General features: G+C 72.0%; 18 protein-coding genes. 12 read left to right on the plus strand and 6 right to left on the minus strand.

All coding sequences use genetic code 11. From position 1 onward, the window contains the following. Window positions 1–36: 36 nt before the first annotated feature. Complete coding sequence (locus OG788_RS30995; RefSeq protein WP_351541785.1) at window positions 37–702, plus strand: trimeric intracellular cation channel family protein; 666 nt, start codon at window positions 37–39, stop codon at window positions 700–702. On the opposite strand, the gene OG788_RS31000 is transcribed toward OG788_RS30995, so the two are convergent. Beyond that, entirely contained in the window at window positions 602–1,945 is a 1,344-nt protein-coding gene (locus OG788_RS31000; protein WP_406374589.1) for an alpha/beta hydrolase, read from the minus strand. The genes OG788_RS30995 and OG788_RS31000 overlap by 101 nt on opposite strands. Window positions 1,946–2,106: 161 nt before the next feature. Between OG788_RS31000 and OG788_RS31005 the strand changes: the two genes are divergently transcribed. Continuing rightward, complete coding sequence (locus tag OG788_RS31005) at window positions 2,107–2,967, plus strand: thioesterase family protein (protein ID WP_351541784.1); 861 nt, start codon at window positions 2,107–2,109, stop codon at window positions 2,965–2,967. Window positions 2,968–3,689: 722 nt separating this feature from the next. Here the strand turns inward: OG788_RS31005 and OG788_RS31010 are convergent. Further along, on the minus strand, window positions 3,690–4,280 hold the full coding sequence (locus OG788_RS31010; protein WP_406374590.1) for a TIGR03086 family metal-binding protein: 591 nt from the start codon (window positions 4,278–4,280) through the stop codon (window positions 3,690–3,692). Between the two features lie 103 nt (window positions 4,281–4,383). Here OG788_RS31010 and OG788_RS31015 point away from each other — a divergent pair, with 103 nt between their 5' ends. Continuing rightward, window positions 4,384–5,346, plus strand: a complete 963-nt coding sequence (locus OG788_RS31015; protein ID WP_406374591.1) for a helix-turn-helix transcriptional regulator — start codon at window positions 4,384–4,386, stop codon at window positions 5,344–5,346. A 134-nt stretch (window positions 5,347–5,480) separates the two neighbouring features. Continuing rightward, window positions 5,481–5,843: a hypothetical protein gene (locus tag OG788_RS31020; RefSeq protein WP_406374592.1), complete on the plus strand. Its 363-nt coding sequence runs from the start codon at window positions 5,481–5,483 to the stop codon at window positions 5,841–5,843. A gap of 148 nt (window positions 5,844–5,991) precedes the next feature. On the opposite strand, the gene OG788_RS31025 is transcribed toward OG788_RS31020, so the two are convergent. Further along, window positions 5,992–6,618: a TetR family transcriptional regulator gene (locus OG788_RS31025; RefSeq protein ID WP_406374593.1), complete on the minus strand. Its 627-nt coding sequence runs from the start codon at window positions 6,616–6,618 to the stop codon at window positions 5,992–5,994. 185 nt (window positions 6,619–6,803) lie between these two features. Here OG788_RS31025 and OG788_RS31030 point away from each other — a divergent pair, with 185 nt between their 5' ends. The 3 genes from OG788_RS31030 to OG788_RS31040 all read left to right on the plus strand — a co-directional run bounded on the left by OG788_RS31030 (window position 6,804) and on the right by OG788_RS31040 (window position 8,754). Next, the gene (locus OG788_RS31030; protein WP_356751706.1) at window positions 6,804–6,971 is read left to right on the plus strand and encodes a hypothetical protein; all 168 of its coding nucleotides are present in this window, start codon (window positions 6,804–6,806) and stop codon (window positions 6,969–6,971) included. A gap of 78 nt (window positions 6,972–7,049) precedes the next feature. After that, a complete protein-coding gene (locus tag OG788_RS31035) occupies window positions 7,050–7,379 on the plus strand; it encodes a DUF4190 domain-containing protein (RefSeq protein WP_356751704.1) in 330 nt (109 codons plus the stop codon). 205 nt (window positions 7,380–7,584) lie between these two features. Next, entirely contained in the window at window positions 7,585–8,754 is a 1,170-nt protein-coding gene (locus OG788_RS31040) for a cysteine desulfurase family protein (RefSeq protein WP_406374594.1), read from the plus strand. Here OG788_RS31040 and OG788_RS31045 read toward each other — a convergent pair. Then, window positions 8,751–9,446, minus strand: coding sequence for an N-acetylmuramoyl-L-alanine amidase (locus tag OG788_RS31045; protein ID WP_406374595.1), 696 nt, complete (start codon window positions 9,444–9,446; stop codon window positions 8,751–8,753). The genes OG788_RS31040 and OG788_RS31045 overlap by 4 nt on opposite strands. A gap of 60 nt (window positions 9,447–9,506) precedes the next feature. Here OG788_RS31045 and mnmA point away from each other — a divergent pair, with 60 nt between their 5' ends. Further along, the gene (mnmA, locus tag OG788_RS31050) at window positions 9,507–10,628 is read left to right on the plus strand and encodes a tRNA 2-thiouridine(34) synthase MnmA (RefSeq protein ID WP_406374596.1); all 1,122 of its coding nucleotides are present in this window, start codon (window positions 9,507–9,509) and stop codon (window positions 10,626–10,628) included. 96 nt (window positions 10,629–10,724) lie between these two features. Here the strand turns inward: mnmA and OG788_RS31055 are convergent, their stop codons facing one another. After that, window positions 10,725–11,510, minus strand: a complete 786-nt coding sequence (locus OG788_RS31055; protein ID WP_406374597.1) for an alpha/beta fold hydrolase — start codon at window positions 11,508–11,510, stop codon at window positions 10,725–10,727. Between the two features lie 64 nt (window positions 11,511–11,574). Continuing rightward, a complete protein-coding gene (locus OG788_RS31060) occupies window positions 11,575–11,898 on the minus strand; it encodes a DUF427 domain-containing protein (protein WP_406374598.1) in 324 nt (107 codons plus the stop codon). Window positions 11,899–11,948: 50 nt separating this feature from the next. On the opposite strand from OG788_RS31060, the gene OG788_RS31065 reads away from it, so the two are divergent. Genes OG788_RS31065 through ligA form a run of 4 tightly spaced genes read left to right on the plus strand, consistent with a single transcriptional unit; the run spans window position 11,949 to window position 16,479 of the window. Further along, complete coding sequence (locus OG788_RS31065; protein ID WP_351541773.1) at window positions 11,949–12,488, plus strand: TIGR00730 family Rossman fold protein; 540 nt, start codon at window positions 11,949–11,951, stop codon at window positions 12,486–12,488. Window positions 12,489–12,540: 52 nt separating this feature from the next. Further along, the gene (locus OG788_RS31070) at window positions 12,541–13,230 is read left to right on the plus strand and encodes an SDR family oxidoreductase (RefSeq protein WP_406374599.1); all 690 of its coding nucleotides are present in this window, start codon (window positions 12,541–12,543) and stop codon (window positions 13,228–13,230) included. Between the two features lie 30 nt (window positions 13,231–13,260). Beyond that, entirely contained in the window at window positions 13,261–14,268 is a 1,008-nt protein-coding gene (locus tag OG788_RS31075) for a methionine synthase (RefSeq protein ID WP_406374600.1), read from the plus strand. A 15-nt stretch (window positions 14,269–14,283) separates the two neighbouring features. After that, the gene (gene ligA / locus OG788_RS31080) at window positions 14,284–16,479 is read left to right on the plus strand and encodes an NAD-dependent DNA ligase LigA (RefSeq protein WP_406374601.1); all 2,196 of its coding nucleotides are present in this window, start codon (window positions 14,284–14,286) and stop codon (window positions 16,477–16,479) included. Window positions 16,480–16,583: the final 104 nt, after the last annotated feature.

Here is a 16,583-nt window from a genome sequence, read left to right on the forward strand (position 1 = left end):
TAAGGCGCACACCCCGCGACAGGTGAGAATGTGGGGGTGTTCCAGCATCTGTTCAGCCCCTCCGTCCAGCACACGCTCGATCTGATCGGCATCTTCGTCTTCGCGATCTCCGGCGCTCTGCTGGCCGTCCGCAAGAACTTCGACGTCTTCGGCATCGCCGTCCTCGCGGAGATCACCGCGCTGGGCGGAGGGCTGCTGCGCGACATCATCATCGGCGCGGTACCCCCGGCGGCCTTCACGGACCTGGGGTACTTCACCACGCCGATCGTCGCCGCCCTGCTCGTGTTCTTCCTGCACCCTCAGGTGGAGCGCATCCAGGTCGGCGTGAACGTCTTCGACGCGGCCGGGCTCGGACTGTTCTGTGTCACCGGCACGGTGAAGGCGTACGACTACGGGCTCGGTCTGACCGCTTCCGCCGCCCTCGGCCTCGCGACGGCCGTGGGCGGCGGTGTGCTGCGGGACGTCCTCGCCAACGAAGTGCCCTCGCTGCTGCGCTGGGACCGCGACCTCTACGCGGTGCCCGCGATCGTCGGAGCCACGATGGTGGTGCTCTGCATCCGCTACGACGTGCTCACCCCGTTCACCAGCGGCCTCGCCGTGGTCACGGCCTTCGTGCTGCGGCTGTTCGCGATGCGGTACCACTGGCGAGCTCCGCGCGCGTGGAACCGCCGCTCGACGGTGAGCGAGGAAGGGACCCCGTGACCCGGTCGGCCGTGCCGAACGGGTCTGCCGTGTCCACCAGGCCGGACCTTCCCGGGGTGTCGGTCGTGCCCTCCGTCTCGTCCGGGTCGACCGTGGTGCCGGTGTCCGTGCCGGTGCCGGTGCCATCGGTGAACCGCTGTGTCAGCCAGCGGAACACCTCCGGCAGCTGTGGACGCCACAGCCCCATGTCGTGGCCGCCCGCGGTGCGCGGCAGCAGCACCACGTCCACGCTCGTCGGCGGCTTGGCGATCGCCTGGACCTGAGCGCCCGCCTCGTAGCCGTCGCCGGACTCGCCGGAGAAGTAGAGCGCGATCCGGGGCGGGACGCGGTCGGCGCGCAGCAGCAGCAGGGGATTGTTCCGCACGCGCAGCTCGGCGCTCCGCCCGGCGAGTGAACTGCTTTCGCCCTTCGGGTCGTTGTAGCCGGACATGCTCACCGCAGCCCGGTATCGGTCGGGGTGGGCGACGGCCAGCTTGGTGGCGCAGTGCGCCCCTGCCGAGTACCCGGCCGTCGCCCAGCCGTCCGGGGCGGCCTCGGCGCGGAAGTTGTCCGTGACCATCCTCGGCACGTCGATGCTGAGCCAGCTCTCCGCGTTCACCGTGCCCGGGATGTTCGCGCACCCGGTGTCCGCCCGGGCCAGCAGGTTGGTGCGCGGCGCGACCAGGATGAATGGCGCGACCCGCCCGTCGCGCATCATCGGCAGCAACTGCTCGTGCACCTTGAGCGATCCGAACCACGCCTTCGCGGAGCCCGGGTAGCCCGGCAGCAGTTCCACCACGGGGAACTTCCGGTGGCGGTAGGCGGGTTCGTCGTACTGCGGCGGCAGCCAGACGTAGACCTCCGCGTTCACCCCGGACACCCGCCCCCTCAGGTCGGTGACGCGCACTCCGCCGGCCTGCCGCATCCGCCGTCCGTCGGCCGGCCGGAAGGTCTGCCGCACCTTGGGCAGGCTCTCCGGCGCGATCCCTCCGGCGCCGTCCGGCCCGAGGTCGGCGGCCCGCTCGACATGGTCGCCGGTCCCGAGAAGGTCGGCCCAGTCGTCGTACAGGCTGTTGGCGTTGTTCACGAGGACGAAGACCAGGCTGACGGCCGTGCCCTGGACCAACAGCAGCATCAGGAGCCTGGCCGCGCCGCGCACGGGCGCCGGCCCGGGGACGCGGGACCACAGGGCCAGGGGCAGCACGAGGGCGACGGCACACAGCGCGACCGCGGTCAGGAGGAACGGAGTCCCGGTGAGGCTCATGTCCTGTCAGAGGAGAAGTCGGACCGATTGGTCACGGGTGATTGCGGACACTTGACGAGAAATGGCCGAATACTCACCCGGTTGGATGGGGCGGCGGGTGGTCACGCATCGGAAACAAGTGAAAGCTACCGCTTAGTAATTTCCTGTTGTACCGTTCACGTATGCCAGAAGCAGCTTCGGTACAGGCCGTACGGGCCACGATCGGCGACAGCGAGTTCGACCGGGACACCGCCGTCACCCTGCGCGAGGCCGGCGTCTACGACGTCGACCTCTCCGCCGGGTGGACGATCATCAGCGCCGTCAACGGCGGCTATCTGCTGGCCGTCCTCGGCCGCGCGCTCGCCGACGCCCTCCCGCACTCCGATCCGTTCACGATCTCCGCGCACTATCTGACCGCGTCCCAGCCGGGCCCCGCCGTCATCCGCACGGACGTCGTACGCACCGGCCGGACGCTGTCGACCGGACAGGCGTCCCTCTTCCAGTACGACGACGAGGGCCGCGAGATCGAGCGGATCCGCGTGCTCGCCTCGTACGGCGATCTCGACACGCTGCCCGACGACGTCCGGACGACCGCGCTGCCGCCCGCGATCCCGCCGATGGACCAGTGCTTCGGTCCGCAGGACGCGCCCGCCCCGATCCCCGGCAGCTCGGCGATCACCGACCGGCTGTTCCTCAAGCTCGACCCCGCGACCCTGGGCTGGGCGCTCGGCGCGCCGTCCGGGAAGGGCGAGATGCGCTCGTGGTTCGGACTCGCCGACGGCCGCGACGCGGACCCGCTGTCGCTGCTCCTCGCGGTCGACGCGCTGCCGCCGACGGCCTTCGAGATCGGGCTGTCCGGCTGGGTGCCGACCGTCGAGCTGACCGTGCACGTGCGTTCCCGCCCCGCACCCGGCCCGCTGCGGGTCTCGATCACCACCCGCAACCTCGCCGGGGGCTTCCTGGAGGAGGACGCGGAGGTGTGGGACAGTGCCGACCGGCTGGTCGCGCAGTCCCGCCAACTCGCCCGAGCACGCCTCCGCTGACGGCCACCAGCGCCCGCGGGTACACGCGGGCACGCCTCCGCCGACCGGCTGGGCCGGGTCCGGTGGTTCGTGCGGGCTTGACTCCGCTGACCGGCTGCCCGGGGTCCGGTGTTCGTGCAGGCACGGCTTGGCTGAACTGCTGGGCCGGGTCCGGTGGTTCGTGCGGGCGTGACTCCGCTGACCGGCTGCCCGGGGTCCGGTGTTCGTGCAGGCACGGCTTGGCTGAACTGCTGGGCCGGGTCCGGTGGTTCGTGCGGGCGTGACTCCGCTGACCGGCTGCCCGGGGGCCGGTGTTCGTGCAGGCACGGCTTGGCTGAACTGCTGGGCCGGGTCCGGTGGTTCGTGCGGGCGTGACTCCGCTGACCGGCTGCCCGGGGGCCGGTGTTCGTGCAGGCACGGCTTCGCTGAACTGCTGGGCCAGGCCCGGTGGTTCGCGCTGGCGCGGGTCCGCTGATGGGGAACCCGCGCTCGTGAGTTCACGCGGGCACGCCTCCGCCGACCGGCTGGGCCAGGTCCGGTGGTTTCGCGCGGGCGCGGTTCGGCTGGTGGGCCACCCGCGCCCGCGGGTTCACGCGGGTGCGGCTCCGTCGACTGGCTGGGCCAGGTCCGCGGGTTCACGTGGGCGCGGCTCCGTCGGTCCGCCGACCGCCTTCTTCGTCCGGCCCCGGCGGCGTCCGTCCCCGCCGGTGACCGGTTGCGCCCGGCGGCGGAGCCGGGGCCCGTCAGACGGTCACCAGTGGCCGACGGCCCGTCCAGGCCGCCAGCCGCTCGTAGACGTCGGCCCCTCCGGGGGCCGGCACCACCGCGCCGAAGGGCAGCTCGGGGTCCTCGCGTCCCTCGTCGGGCAGTACGCGGCCGGCGATCGCGAGCGCGAACTCGGCCAGTTCCGGATCGAGTTCGAGCGGCCGGCCGAGGGCCTCGGAGAGGTCCCAGGTGTGGGTGACCGCCTCCATCACGTACCCCGCGAGGGCGATGCGTCCGGGGGCCTCGCCCCAGGGCACCCGCACCGACGCCTCCAGCCGGGCGTCGTCCGCCCACGCCCGGGCGACCTCCGCCGCGGCCTCGTCGTACGCGGCGCTCCAGCCGTCGTCCGGCACGCCGTCGACGAACGGCCGCACCGCGAGCCCGTCCCCGCCCGCCCCGATCACGGCGATCCGCCGGGTGCCGCCCACGATGTGCGACAGCAACACGCGTACGTCGAACTCGGCGCACGGGGTGGCGCCGGCCAGCTGTTCCGGCCGGACGGTCCCGATCAGTGACGCGATCTGCTCGGCGGCGCGGGTGTACAGGGGGCGGGGGTCCATGGCGTTCATGACTGACCTCTTCCGTGTCTCGGTGTGCCCTCACCCTCGCCGCATAACCTGACAGTTTCCGTCAACATTTGCGGCGGCCCTCGGCGGGCGCGATCCTGGGCGCGTGAAGTCCGACCGCCTGCTCTCGATCCTCCTGCTGCTCCAGACCCGCGGCCGCGTCCCGGCGCACGAGCTCGCCGACCGGCTGGAGGTGTCGGTGCGCACCATCTACCGGGACATCGAGGCGCTGTCCGCCTCCGGCGTCCCGGTCTACGCCGAGCGCGGGCGGCACGGCGGCATCGAGCTGCTCGCCGGATTCCGTACGGACGTCACGGGACTGACCGCGGACGAGTCACGTGCGCTGTTCATCCTCGCGGCGCAGGGCGCGCACGCGGCTCTCGGCCTCGACGAGGCGCTCGGCTCCGCGCTGCGCAAGGTGATGGCCGCGCTGCCCGCACCCTTCCGGCCGGCCGCCGAGGTCACCAGCAGGCGCGTCCTCGTCGATGCCACCCGGTGGAAGGGCGGGCCCCGACGGGCCGTCGACCTCGACGTGTTGCAGGACGCGGTCTTCACCGACCGCCGGCTGCGGCTGCGCTACCGGCACGGCGGGGAGACCGAACCGCGCACCTACACCGTCGACCCGTACGGGCTCGTCTCCAAGGCCGGTGTCTGGTATCTGGTCGCCGACCGGCGCGGCACCCCGCGGCTGTTCCGTGCCGACCGGGTCCGCGCGGCCACCCTCCTGCCGGAGCCGGTGCGGCGCCGGCCGGGCGTCGAACTCGCCGACGTCTGGGAGGTATTGCGCCGCCAGGTCGAGGAGCGGCCGGGGGCTCTCGACGTCACGGTTCGGGTACGGCGTTCCCGCCTCGACATGTTCGCGCGCCTCAACGCGGCCACCCTCGCGGAGCTGCCCGAGGACGACGGCGCGAGCGAGTGGGTGACCGCGCGCCTTTCCCTCGGCTCGGTCCGTGAGGCCCGCACGCTGCTGGCCTTCGGAGACGCCGTGGAGGTCCTCGCGCCCGCCGAGGTGCGGCAGGAACTGGCGGCGACAGCGGCGGCCATCAGCGCGGTGTACGAAGGGGGTTGAGCCCGATGCGGCGAGGGCGCCGCACAGCAAAGCACAGCCGCCGCACAGCGCGGCCCTACGTGGATCTGGTGCTCTGGCCCCCGCTCGTCCGGCTTTCCTCAGCCGGTCCACGTGACCTGACCGGGAGTTGCCCCATGAACCGTCGTGCACGACTCGTCCCCGTCGTCGCCCTCCTCGCGCTCTCGCCCCTGCTGGCGGCCTGCGGCTCCGGTGACTCGTCGTCCTCGAACAGCAAGACCTCCGACGGCCAGAACTGCACGCGTCCCTCCGGGATGCCGAGCGGTGCCTCCGGACGCCCCAGCGGCATGCCCTCGGGCATGCCCTCACGTTCGGGCGCCCCGTCGGGCATGCCCACCGGGAAGGCGCCCTCCGGCAACCCCTCGGGCATTCCGAGCGGCGCTCCCGGCGGCGGCATGGGCGGCGGCCAGGGCGGCTGCGGTGGTCCGGGCGGCGGCCAGATGGGGCAGGGGCAGGCGCAGTCACCCGCGCAGGGCTGACGCATCGGGAGACCGGCCTGCGGGTTGCGGTCGCCAGGGCTGCGGTCGCCAGGGCGGGGTGAGGCAGGGCGGGGCGGGGCCGTGTGTGGCGTGGCCGGGCTCCGCCCCGCCCCTCCCCGCCCCTCCCTGTCCCGGCCGGTCGTCGCGGTCAGCCGAGCCAGTGACGGCGGCCGATGCTGATCAGCCGCATCTGACGGCTCGCCATCCGGGCCACCCGCTCGCGCTCCGCCTCGGAGCCGTCCAGCGCCTCCAGGAACGCCGAGGCCGCCATCAGCATGTGGTCGACGTACAGACCCGCGAGCATCAGCAGATCGTCGTCGTTCCATCCCTGCGACTCGGGGTGCTCGGCGAGCGCGTCCTTCACTTCCTCGGCGAACCGGGCCAGTTGCTCGCGGATCGCGTCCCGCACCGGCTGGACCCCGCCGTGCCGCTCGCGCGCGATGAAGCGGACGTGCGCCGGGTGCGTCCCCACGTGATGGGCGATCAGCTCCACGGCACGGGCGATGCGTTCGTCGCTGTCGCCGGCCGCGGACACCGTGTCCTCGATCATCGGGTGCAGGCTGCCGAGCGCCTCCTCGACCAGGGCCACCCCGAGATCCGCCGTCGAGCGGAAGTGCCGGTAGAAGGCCGTCGGGGCGACTCCGACGGCACGGGTGACCTCGCGCAGACCCAGGCTGCTCAGGCTCTGGTCCTCCAGAAGCCCCAACGCGGCGTCCAGCAGCGCCTGTCGGGTCTTCTGCTTCTGCGCCTGGCGGATGCCGAGAGTGTGACTCATGCCATGCAGTTAACAACTGTTCTCTGGAATTTTAAAGCCGTCGGAGGCGCTAGACTCGGAAGTCAGTGAACAACTGTTACTACAACCGTTCACTGAGTCGTCAAGTCCCGGAAACATCCGTGCCTCACCGTCGAGGCACCGGACGGTCCGGGACCGGACTACGAGACTTCTTCGAGAGGCACCTCATGCTGTTCCTCGTCGCCGCACTCCTGCTGCTCGGCGTCGTCATGGGCTCCGTGGCGCACGCGCCGCTGCCCGTGACCCTCGTCGCCGCAGCCGTCATCGGCGTCTGGCTGGTCGTCTTCGCGCTGCGTGAGCGCAACACCCGCCGACGCCACCCCTCCGTCAACTGACCTCTGGTCCCGCAGCATTGCCGACCGGCCGTTGGTCCCACACCTTCACCGACTGACCGTTGGGAGCTGACTCACCTCATGGAACTCACCACGCGCACCACCGGCACGACTCGCACCGCTCGCACCACGGGAACCGCCCGTCCCGCCGAGGCCGCCCGCGCCACGCGCCGGACCGCCGTCCGGGACGCGGACGGCATGGCCGTGGCCGCCTTCATCCTCGGCCTCCTCGGCCTCCTGGTGCTGAACGTCTTCCTCGGCCCCATCGCCATCGCCCTCGCCTCCGTCGCGCTGTGGCGCGGCACGGCCCGCCGCGGCCGCGCCTTCCTCGGCCTCGGCCTGGGCGTCGCCGACCTGGTCGTCCTGGTCGCCTTCATGCAGTTCGACAGCACGGTGTCCTGGAGCTTCTGAGGCCGGGGCCGACTACCGGGGCGCCGGCGCGGGCGCCCGCGGGACGGAGCCGGAGGCGCCGCGTAGGCGGGGTGTCCCGTGCGCCGATCGAGGGCCCGCGCGGAGCCGGGAAGCGCGCCGCGACCCCGCCCGCGAGCCGGGGCGGGGCGTCACGCCGGTGGGGGCCGAGGCAGGGGGAGAGCGGGCCCGTAGAATCGGGCCCACCATGGCTTACCTCGACCACGCCGCGACCACCCCGATGCTTCCCGAGGCGGCAGAGGCTCTGACCGCCCGACTGAGCGTCACGGGCAACGCCTCCTCCCTCCACGCCGCCGGCCGCTCTGCCCGGAGGACGGTCGAGGAAGCCCGTGAGACCCTGGCGGACGCCCTGGGCGCCCGTCCCAGCGAGGTGGTCTTCACCTCCGGCGGCACCGAGGCCGACAACCTCGCGGTGAAGGGCCTGTACTGGTCCCGCCGAGACGCCGACCCCGCCCGTACCCGCGTCCTCGCGAGCCCCGTCGAGCACCACGCCGTCCTCGACGCGGTCCACTGGCTCGGCGAGCACGAGGGCGCCACGGTCGAGTACCTGCCCGTCGACGCGTACGGCCGCGTCCACCCCGACGCCCTGCGCGAGGCCATCGCCCGCAACCCCGACGACGTCGCCCTCGCCACCGTCATGTGGGCCAACAACGAGATCGGCACCGTCATGCCGGTCCGCGAACTGGCCGATGTCGCTGCCGAGTTCGGCGTCCCGCTGCACGCGGACGCCGTCCAGGCCTTCGGTCAGATCCCCGTCGACTTCGCCGCCTCGGGCCTCGCCGCGATGACCGTGTCCGGCCACAAGATCGGCGGTCCCTACGGGATCGGCGCGCTGCTTCTCGGCCGCGAGTACACCCCCGTACCCGTCCTGCACGGCGGCGGCCAGGAGCGCCATGTCCGCTCCGGCACACTCGACGTGCCCGCGATCGCCTCCTTCGCGGTCGCCGGACGGCTGGCCGCGGAGCAGCGTGAGTGGTTCGCCCGCGAGATCGGCGCCCTGCGGGACACCCTGGTCGACGCCGTCCGCAAGGCCGTGCCCGACGTGATCCTCGGCGGCGACCCGGCACCGGGCGGCCGGCTGCCCGCCAACGCGCACTTCACGTTCCCGGGCTGTGAGGGCGACTCGCTGCTCCTGCTGCTCGACGCGCAGGGCATCGAGTGCTCCACCGGCTCGGCGTGCACGGCGGGCGTGGCCCAGCCGAGCCATGTCCTGCTCGCCACCGGCACCGCCCCGGACCTCGCCCGGGGCACCCTGCGCTTCTCGCTCGGTCACACCTCCACGGAGGAGGACGTCGCGGCGGTGACGCGCGTGATCGGCCCGGCGGTGGAACGGGCGCGCACGGCGGGCCTCACCTAGGCGGACGCCGTCCGGGCCCGTCGTACGAGCCGCAGATACCGGTCCCAGTCCCAGAGCCGTCCGGGATCCGTGTGGTCCGTGCCCGGTACTTCCACGTGCCCGATGATGTGATCGCGGTCCACGGGGATGTCGTACCGCCCGCATATCCCGGCCGTCAGCCGTGCCGAAGCCGCGTACATCGCGTCCGTGAACGACGAGGCCCGATCGACGAAGCCCTCGTGCTCGATGCCGACACTGCGCTCGTTGTACTCGCGGTTCCCCGCGTGGAACGCGACGTCGAGCTCGCGGATCATCTGCGTGACGTGACCGTCCTTGCGGACGATGTAGTGCGCGGCCGCCCCGTGCCCCGGGTCCTGGAAGACCTTCACCGCGCTCGCGAAGCTGCCCTGGGTGACATGGATGACCACCCGGTCTATCGAGTAGTCGTCGGGACGGTCGGCCCGCCGCCAGTTCGCCGCCGACGCCGCCACCCACTGCGCGCCCCGGAAGTCCACCGCGCCCGCGACCCGCGACTTCTCCACGCCCGGCAGCCGCCACCACAGGTGCGACAGCTTCTCCCGGGCGATCCCGGCCACGCTCACGGCCGCCACCGCGCCGCCGATGAGCAGCACCCGGCGCCCGACCGGCTGGTCCGCGTCCTTGGCTCCCGCCCCGGACCTACGGCCCTGTGGCTTCCCCTTTTTCTCCCCCATGCGATCTTCAACGGATACTCGCGGGCTCCGGTTCCCGCGGCCCCGTACTCTGGAGGGGTTATGACTGACACCTCGCAGCGCCCCCTCCGCGTCCTCGCCGCCATGTCGGGCGGAGTGGACTCCGCCGTAGCCGCCGCCCGTGCCGCCGAGGCCGGGCACGACGTGACGGGCGTGCACCTCGCCCTCTCGGCGAACCCGCAATCGTTCCGGACCGGCGCGCGTGGCTGTTGCACCATCGAGGACTCGCGCGACGCCCGCCGCGCGGCCGACGTCATCGGCATCCCCTTCTACGTCTGGGACCTCGCCGAGCGCTTCCGCGAGGACGTGGTCGAGGACTTCGTCGCCGAGTACGAGGCGGGCCGCACCCCGAACCCGTGCCTGCGCTGCAACGAGAAGATCAAGTTCGCCGCCCTGCTCGACAAGGCGCTCGCGCTCGGCTTCGACGCGGTCTGCACCGGCCACTACGCGCAGGTGACGATCCGCGAGGACGGCACGCGCGAGCTGCACCGCGCCTCCGACATGGCCAAGGACCAGTCGTACGTCCTCGGCGTCCTGGACGACCGCCAGCTCGCCCACGCCTTGTTCCCGCTCGGAGACACGGTCACCACGAAGGACGAGATCCGCGCCGAGGCCGAGCGCCGCGGCCTGGCCGTGGCCAAGAAGCCGGACTCGCACGACATCTGCTTCATCGCCGACGGCGACACCCAGGGCTTCCTGGCGAACCGCCTGGGCAAGGCGGAGGGCGACATCGTCGACGAGGCCGGAGCGGTCATCGGCTCCCACGAGGGTGCGTTCGGCTTCACGATCGGCCAGCGCAAGGGGCTGCGCATCGGCACCCCGGCCGCCGACGGCAAGCCGCGCTACGTCCTCGACATCTCGCCGGTGAACAACACGGTGACGGTCGGCCCGGCCGCCTCCCTGGACGTGTCCGCCCTGACCGCGATCAAGCCCCGCTGGTGCGGCGCGGCCCCGACGGGTCCCGGCACCTACACCGCCCAGCTCCGCGCCCACGGCGGCGAGACCGAGGTGCACGCCGAGCTGGTCGACGGCTCCCTGGAGGTCCAATTCACCGAGCCGGTGCGCGGCGTGGCCCCGGGCCAGGCGATCGTGCTGTACGAGGGCACACGCGTGGTCGGTTCGGCGACGATCGCGGCGACCACGCGCGCGACGGCGGACGTCTAGGACCAGGTCCGGCGGCCGATACGTCGAGGACCAGGTCCGCCGGCCGAAGGGCGTCGTCCGGATCACCGCGGACCGGCGTGATCCGAACGGCATCCCCTAGCCCTTCTTCCCGAAGAACTCCGCCAGCACCGGCGCGAGCACCTGGGGATCCACCATGTGGGTCTGGCCCTCCAGCGTGCGGTACGAGCCGACCGGTGCCGCCTCCGCGACGGTCCGCGCCGCCGCCCGCATCCACTCGGGGCTCGCGTCGCCCGCGATCGAGAGCACCGGGACGGTGACGGCGGCCAGCCGCTCGTGGGGCACCCGGCCGTCGCCCATCGCGGCGTTGTCGTACGCCAGGGTCGGTGCGATGGCCTCCATGCCGGGCCAGGCGTGGGACATGCGCACTCCGGAGATCATCTGCGGGGGCGTGCCGACGAGCGTCATGAACAGCTCGACGGCGTCGCCCCGCCGGTCCTGTCCGAGCAGCTCGGTCAGCCGCTCGGTGTACTCGGCACGTCCCTTGGCGGCCCCTTCGTCGGTGGCGAACGGCGTCTCGTAGACCGCGACTTCGCGGACGGGCAGCCCGCTCGCCGTCGCCTCCAGGGCCAGCGCGCCGCCCGACGAGATGCCGTAGAGCGCCGCGTCGCCCCCGAAGGCGTCGATCAGTGCGGCGATGTCCTCGACCTCGCGGTCGACCGCGAAGGGCGCGGTGTCGCCGCTGTCGCCGCGGCCCCGCCGGTCGTAGGTGACGGCGCCGAAGCGGTCCGAGAGGGCCTGGGCGAGGGGCGCCAGCGTGGCACCCGTGCACATGGCGCCGCCCACCAGGACGACCGTCGGGCCGTCACCGTAGCGTTCGTACGCGATGGGGGTGCCGTCGCGCGAGATCGTCTTCTTGTCCATGCCTGTAGAGACTGCCGGGCGACCGGGAACTCATCGCGTCACCACGCCCGCGTGCGCCCCGAACTCAGGACAGGTCCACTTCGTAGAAGCAGAGGTGGTCCTTGATCCCGGCGACGTCGGGCTTGGGGTCGGGGTAGGCCCAGACGAGATCTGCCGCGTCGGGGCGCGACCAGTAGGACGCGGTGCCCTTGAACGGGCAGTACGTGTGGGTGTCGGAGGGTGCCAGCAGATCCAGCCGGACGTCCTCGGGCGGGAGGTAGTAACGCACCGGACAGCCGGTCTCGCGCAGCACCAGGGGGCGGTCGCTCTCCGCCAGGACCTGGCCGCCGTGCACGACGCGGACATGCTGGGTGCCCTGCTCGATGGTGATCGTGTGTCCTTCAGCCATACCGGGAAAGCGCTCGCGGGCCCCGAATCGTTCCCGCGTACGGTGAAAGCATGAACATCTGTGTCTTCCTCTCCGCCGCCGACCTCGACGACCGCTACACGCGCCCCGCACGGGAGTTCGCCGAACTCCTCGGCAAGGGCGGCCACACCCTGGTCTGGGGAGGTTCCGACGTCGGGCTGATGAAGGTGGTCGCCGACGGTGTGCAGGAGGCCGGCGGGCGCCTGGTGGGTGTCTCCGTGGACTTCCTGGCCGCCAAGGCCCGCCCGGACGCCGACGAGATGGTCGTCGCCCGTGACCTGGCCGAGCGCAAGGCGCTGCTCCTGGCGAAGGCCGACGCGGTGGTCGTCATGGTCGGCGGCACCGGGACCCTCGACGAGGCGACCGAGATCCTGGAGCTGAAGAAGCACGGGAAGACCGAGAAGCCCGTGGTCCTGCTGAACACGGCGGGCTTCTACGACGGCCTCAAGGAGCAGTTCCGCCGTATGGACGCCGAGGGCTTCCTGCCGCGACCGCTCACCGACCTGGTGTTCTTCGCCGAGGAGCCGGTGGGGGCGCTGGCCTACCTGGAGGAGAGCTTCGGCACCCGGTGAGGCGGCGGCACCCGGTTCGGGGCCGGCATCCGGTGATGCGAGCATGGCGTCCATGCCTACACATGTGATCACCGGGGCCGGTTCCGGCATCGGCGCGGCCGTCGCCCGCCGTCTGCACGCGCGCGGGGACGAACTCGTGCTCCACGCGCGCGACGCCGGTCGCGCCAGGGAACTGGCCGCCGCGTTCCCCGGGGCGAAGACCCTGGTCGGCGATCTGGCGGACCCCGACAAGCTCTCCTGGGCGTTCTCGCACCAGTCGCTCCCCGGCCGCGTCGACTCCCTGCTGCACATCGCGGGCGTGGTCGACCTCGGCCCGGTCGGCGAGCTGACCCCGAAGTCCTGGCGCCATCAGCTCAACGTCAACCTGATCGCTCCCGCCGAGCTGACCCGCCACTTCCTGCCCCAGCTGCGCATGGCCCAGGGACACGTGGTCTTCGTGAACTCCGGCGCCGGCCTGAACGCCCACGCCGACTGGTCCGCCTACGCCGCCTCCAAGCACGGCCTGAAGGCCCTCGCCGACTCCCTGCGGCACGAGGAGCACGGGAACGGGGTCCGGGTGACCTCCGTCTACCCCGGCCGCACCGCCAGCCCCATGCAGGCCAAGGTCCACCAGCAGGAGGGCAAGGAGTACGACGCGGCGAAGTGGATCGACCCCGAGTCGGTGGCGACGACGATCCTGATGGCGCTCGACCTGCCCGGGGACGCCGAGGTCAACGATCTGACGGTGCGCCCGGGCGGCTGACCTCCCCGTGGGATTCCGTAGGCTTCCGGGGTGAGCGAAAACAGCGAGTTCAGGTTCGGTTCCGCCACCGGGGTCGGGTCCATGCCGGGCGGTGACGCGCGGGAGGCCGCGAAGACCGTCACCGGTTCCCTCGACGACTTCCCGTTCCTCGCCGAACTGCCCGCGCGGGGGCCCGGGGCGGACATGATCGGCCGGACCGCGGGGATGCTCGTCGAGCTGTACGCGCGCGTGGAGCCCAGCGGCTGGCGGTTCGGGGACCGGCCGGGCCGGGACACCAAGCGGGCCAGGTCGTGGCTGGGCGAGGACCTCGACGCCCTGGAGGAGTTCACCCAGGGGTACGAGGGGCCGCTGAAGGTGCAGGCCGTCGGGCCCTGGACCCTGGCCGCCGCGCTGGAACTGAGGAACGGCGAGTCCGCCCTCTCCGACCGGGGCGCCTGCCGCGACCTCGCGGGATCACTCGCCGAAGGACTGCGCCTCCACCTCGAAGACGTACGCCGCCGGATTCCCGGGGCCGAGATCGTCCTGCAGCTCGACGAACCCTCCCTCGTCGCCGTGCTCCGCGGCCAGGTGCCGACCGCCAGCGGCTACCGCACCCACCGCGCCGTGGACCGCCAGGTCGCCGAGGCGACGCTCCGGGACGTCGTCGGGGTGCACGGAGGCGGTCCTGTCGTGGTCCACTCCTGCGCACCGGACGTCCCCTTCGCCCTGCTGCGCCGGGCGGGCGTGGCGGCGGTCTCCTTCGACTTCTCGCTCCTCACCGAGCGTGACGACGATGCCATCGGCGAAGCGGCCGAAGCGGGTACGCGTCTGTTCGCCGGTGTCATCCCCGGCGTGGACGTCCCATTGTCGGACCCTGCCGGTAGCGTCATGGGTGTCAGGACGCTGTGGCGCAGGCTGGGGCTGCGGCCGGGTCTTCTCGCGGAGGCGGTCACGCTCACTCCGTCGTGCGGGCTCGCGGGGGCTTCTCCCGACTTCGCGCGCAGGGCGCTGGCCCACTGCGTCCGGGCTGCGAGATCCCTCGCGGACAACCCTGAGTAACGGGAGGACACAACGGTGGCCGGCGAAAAGCACGCAGAGCCCACATCGGTACCCGCCGAGGCACGGGAGAGGCACGCGCAGCTCGCCGAGCAGATCGAGGAGCACCGCGTCCGGTACTACGCGAAGGACGCTCCCGTCATCAGCGACGCGGAGTTCGACACGCTCCTGCGCTCCCTGGAGGCCCTGGAGGACGAGTACCCCGAGCTGCGCACACCGGACTCGCCGACCCAGAAGGTCGCCGTCGAGTACGAGACCGACCTCGACGAGGTCGAGCACCGCGAGCGCATGCTCTCCCTCGACAACGTCTTCGACGACGCGGGGCTCGCCGCCTGGGCCGCCCGGGTGGCCAAGGACGTGGGCTCGTCCGGCTACCACTTCCTGTGCGAGCTCAAGGTCGACGGCCTCGCCGTGAACCTGACGTACGAGGACGGCAGGCTCACCCGCGCGGCCACCCGGGGCACGGGCCGGACGGGCGAGGACATCACCCCCAATGTCATGACGATCGCGGAGATTCCGCACCGCCTGAAGGGCGATCACGTCCCTGCGCTCGTCGAGATCCGCGGCGAGGTCTATTTCCCGATGGAGGCGTTCGAGGGCCTCAACGCACGTCGCGTGGCGGCGGGGGAGAAGCCGTACGCCAACCCCCGGAACTCCGCCGCCGGTTCGCTGCGCCAGAAGGATCCCGAGGTCACGGCGACGCTGCCGCTCCACATGGTCGTCCACGGCATCGGTGCCCTGGAGGGCTTCGAGGGCCTCGGCCGTCTCTCCGAGGCCTACGGCCTGCTGCACACGTGGGGGCTGCCGACCACGCGGTACGCCAAGGTGGTCGACGACCTCGACGGCGTACGGGAGTTCATCGCCTACTACGGGGAGAACCGCCACGCCGTGGAGCACGAGATCGACGGCGTGGTCGTCAAGCTCGACGAGATCCCCCTCCAGGGCCGGCTCGGCTCCACCGCGCGCGCACCGCGCTGGGCGATCGCCTGGAAGTACGCGCCCGAAGAGGTCAACACCAAGCTCGTCAACATCCGCGTCGGCGTGGGCCGTACGGGCCGGGTCACGCCGTACGCGCAGGTCGAGCCGGTCACGGTCGCGGGCTCCGAGGTCGAGTTCGCCACCCTGCACAACCAGGACGTGGTGAAGGCCAAGGGCGTCCTCATCGGGGACACGGTGGTGCTGCGCAAGGCCGGTGACGTCATCCCGGAGATCCTCGGCCCGGTCGCCGACCTGCGCGACGGCAGCGAGCGGGAGTTCGTGATGCCGGCCGAGTGCCCCGAGTGCGGGACGGCGCTGCGGCCCATGAAGGAGGGCGACGTCGACCTGCGCTGCCCGAACGCGCGCGCGTGCCCGGCCCAGTTGAGAGAGCGCGTCTCCTACCTCGCGGGCCGGGAATGCCTGGACATCGAGCACTTCGGCGAGGTGGCGGCGGCCGCGCTCACCCGCCCGCTGGAGCCGGCCGACCCGCCCCTGGCCGACGAGGGCGACCTGTTCGGCCTGACGGTGGAGAAGCTGCTGCCCATCAAGGCGTACGTCCTCGACCAGGACAGCGGTCTGCCGAAGCGTGACCCGAAGACCGGCGAGGAGAAGGTCGTCACGGTCTTCGCCAACCAGAAGGGCGAGCCCAAGAAGAACACCCTCTCCCTGCTGGAGAACATCGAGGCCGCCAAGCAGCGCCCGTTGGCGCGGTTCCTCAACGGAATGTCCATCCGGCATGTCGGCCCGGTCGCGGCCGAGGCGCTGGCCCGCGAGTTCCGCTCCGTGGAGCGGATCGAGGAGGCCACCGAGGAGGAGCTCGCCACCACCGACGGCGTAGGGCCGATCATCGCCGCCTCGCTCAAGGAGTGGTTCGCCGAGGACTGGCACCGCGAGATCATCCGCAAGTGGAGGGCCGCCGGAGTCCGGATGGAGGACGAGGGTGCAGGCGAGGACGAGGGGCCCCGCCCGCTCGAAGGGCTGACCGTCGTCGTCACGGGAACACTCGAACACCACACGCGGGACGGCGCGAAGGAGGAGCTGCAGAGCCGTGGAGCAAAAGTGACTGGTTCTGTTTCGAAGAAGACATCCTTCGTCGTCGTGGGCGACAATCCTGGCTCGAAGTACGACAAGGCGATGCAGTTGAAGGTTCCGGTCCTCAACGAGGAGGGCTTCGCCGTCCTGCTCGGACAAGGACCGGACGCCGCGGCGGAAGTCGCGCTTCCGATCGAGGAATAGCGGTTGAAGGTCACCCGTTCGGCGCATATCAGTTTCATACGGGTGGCCAGGTCGCATTCGGGCAACCGTCGCCGACCGCTGCCCGTGGAAGCCTTCCGCGGCCT

It is taken from the genome of Streptomyces sp. NBC_00647, from assembly GCF_045207245.1.
Classification (GTDB): domain Bacteria; phylum Actinomycetota; class Actinomycetes; order Streptomycetales; family Streptomycetaceae; genus Streptomyces.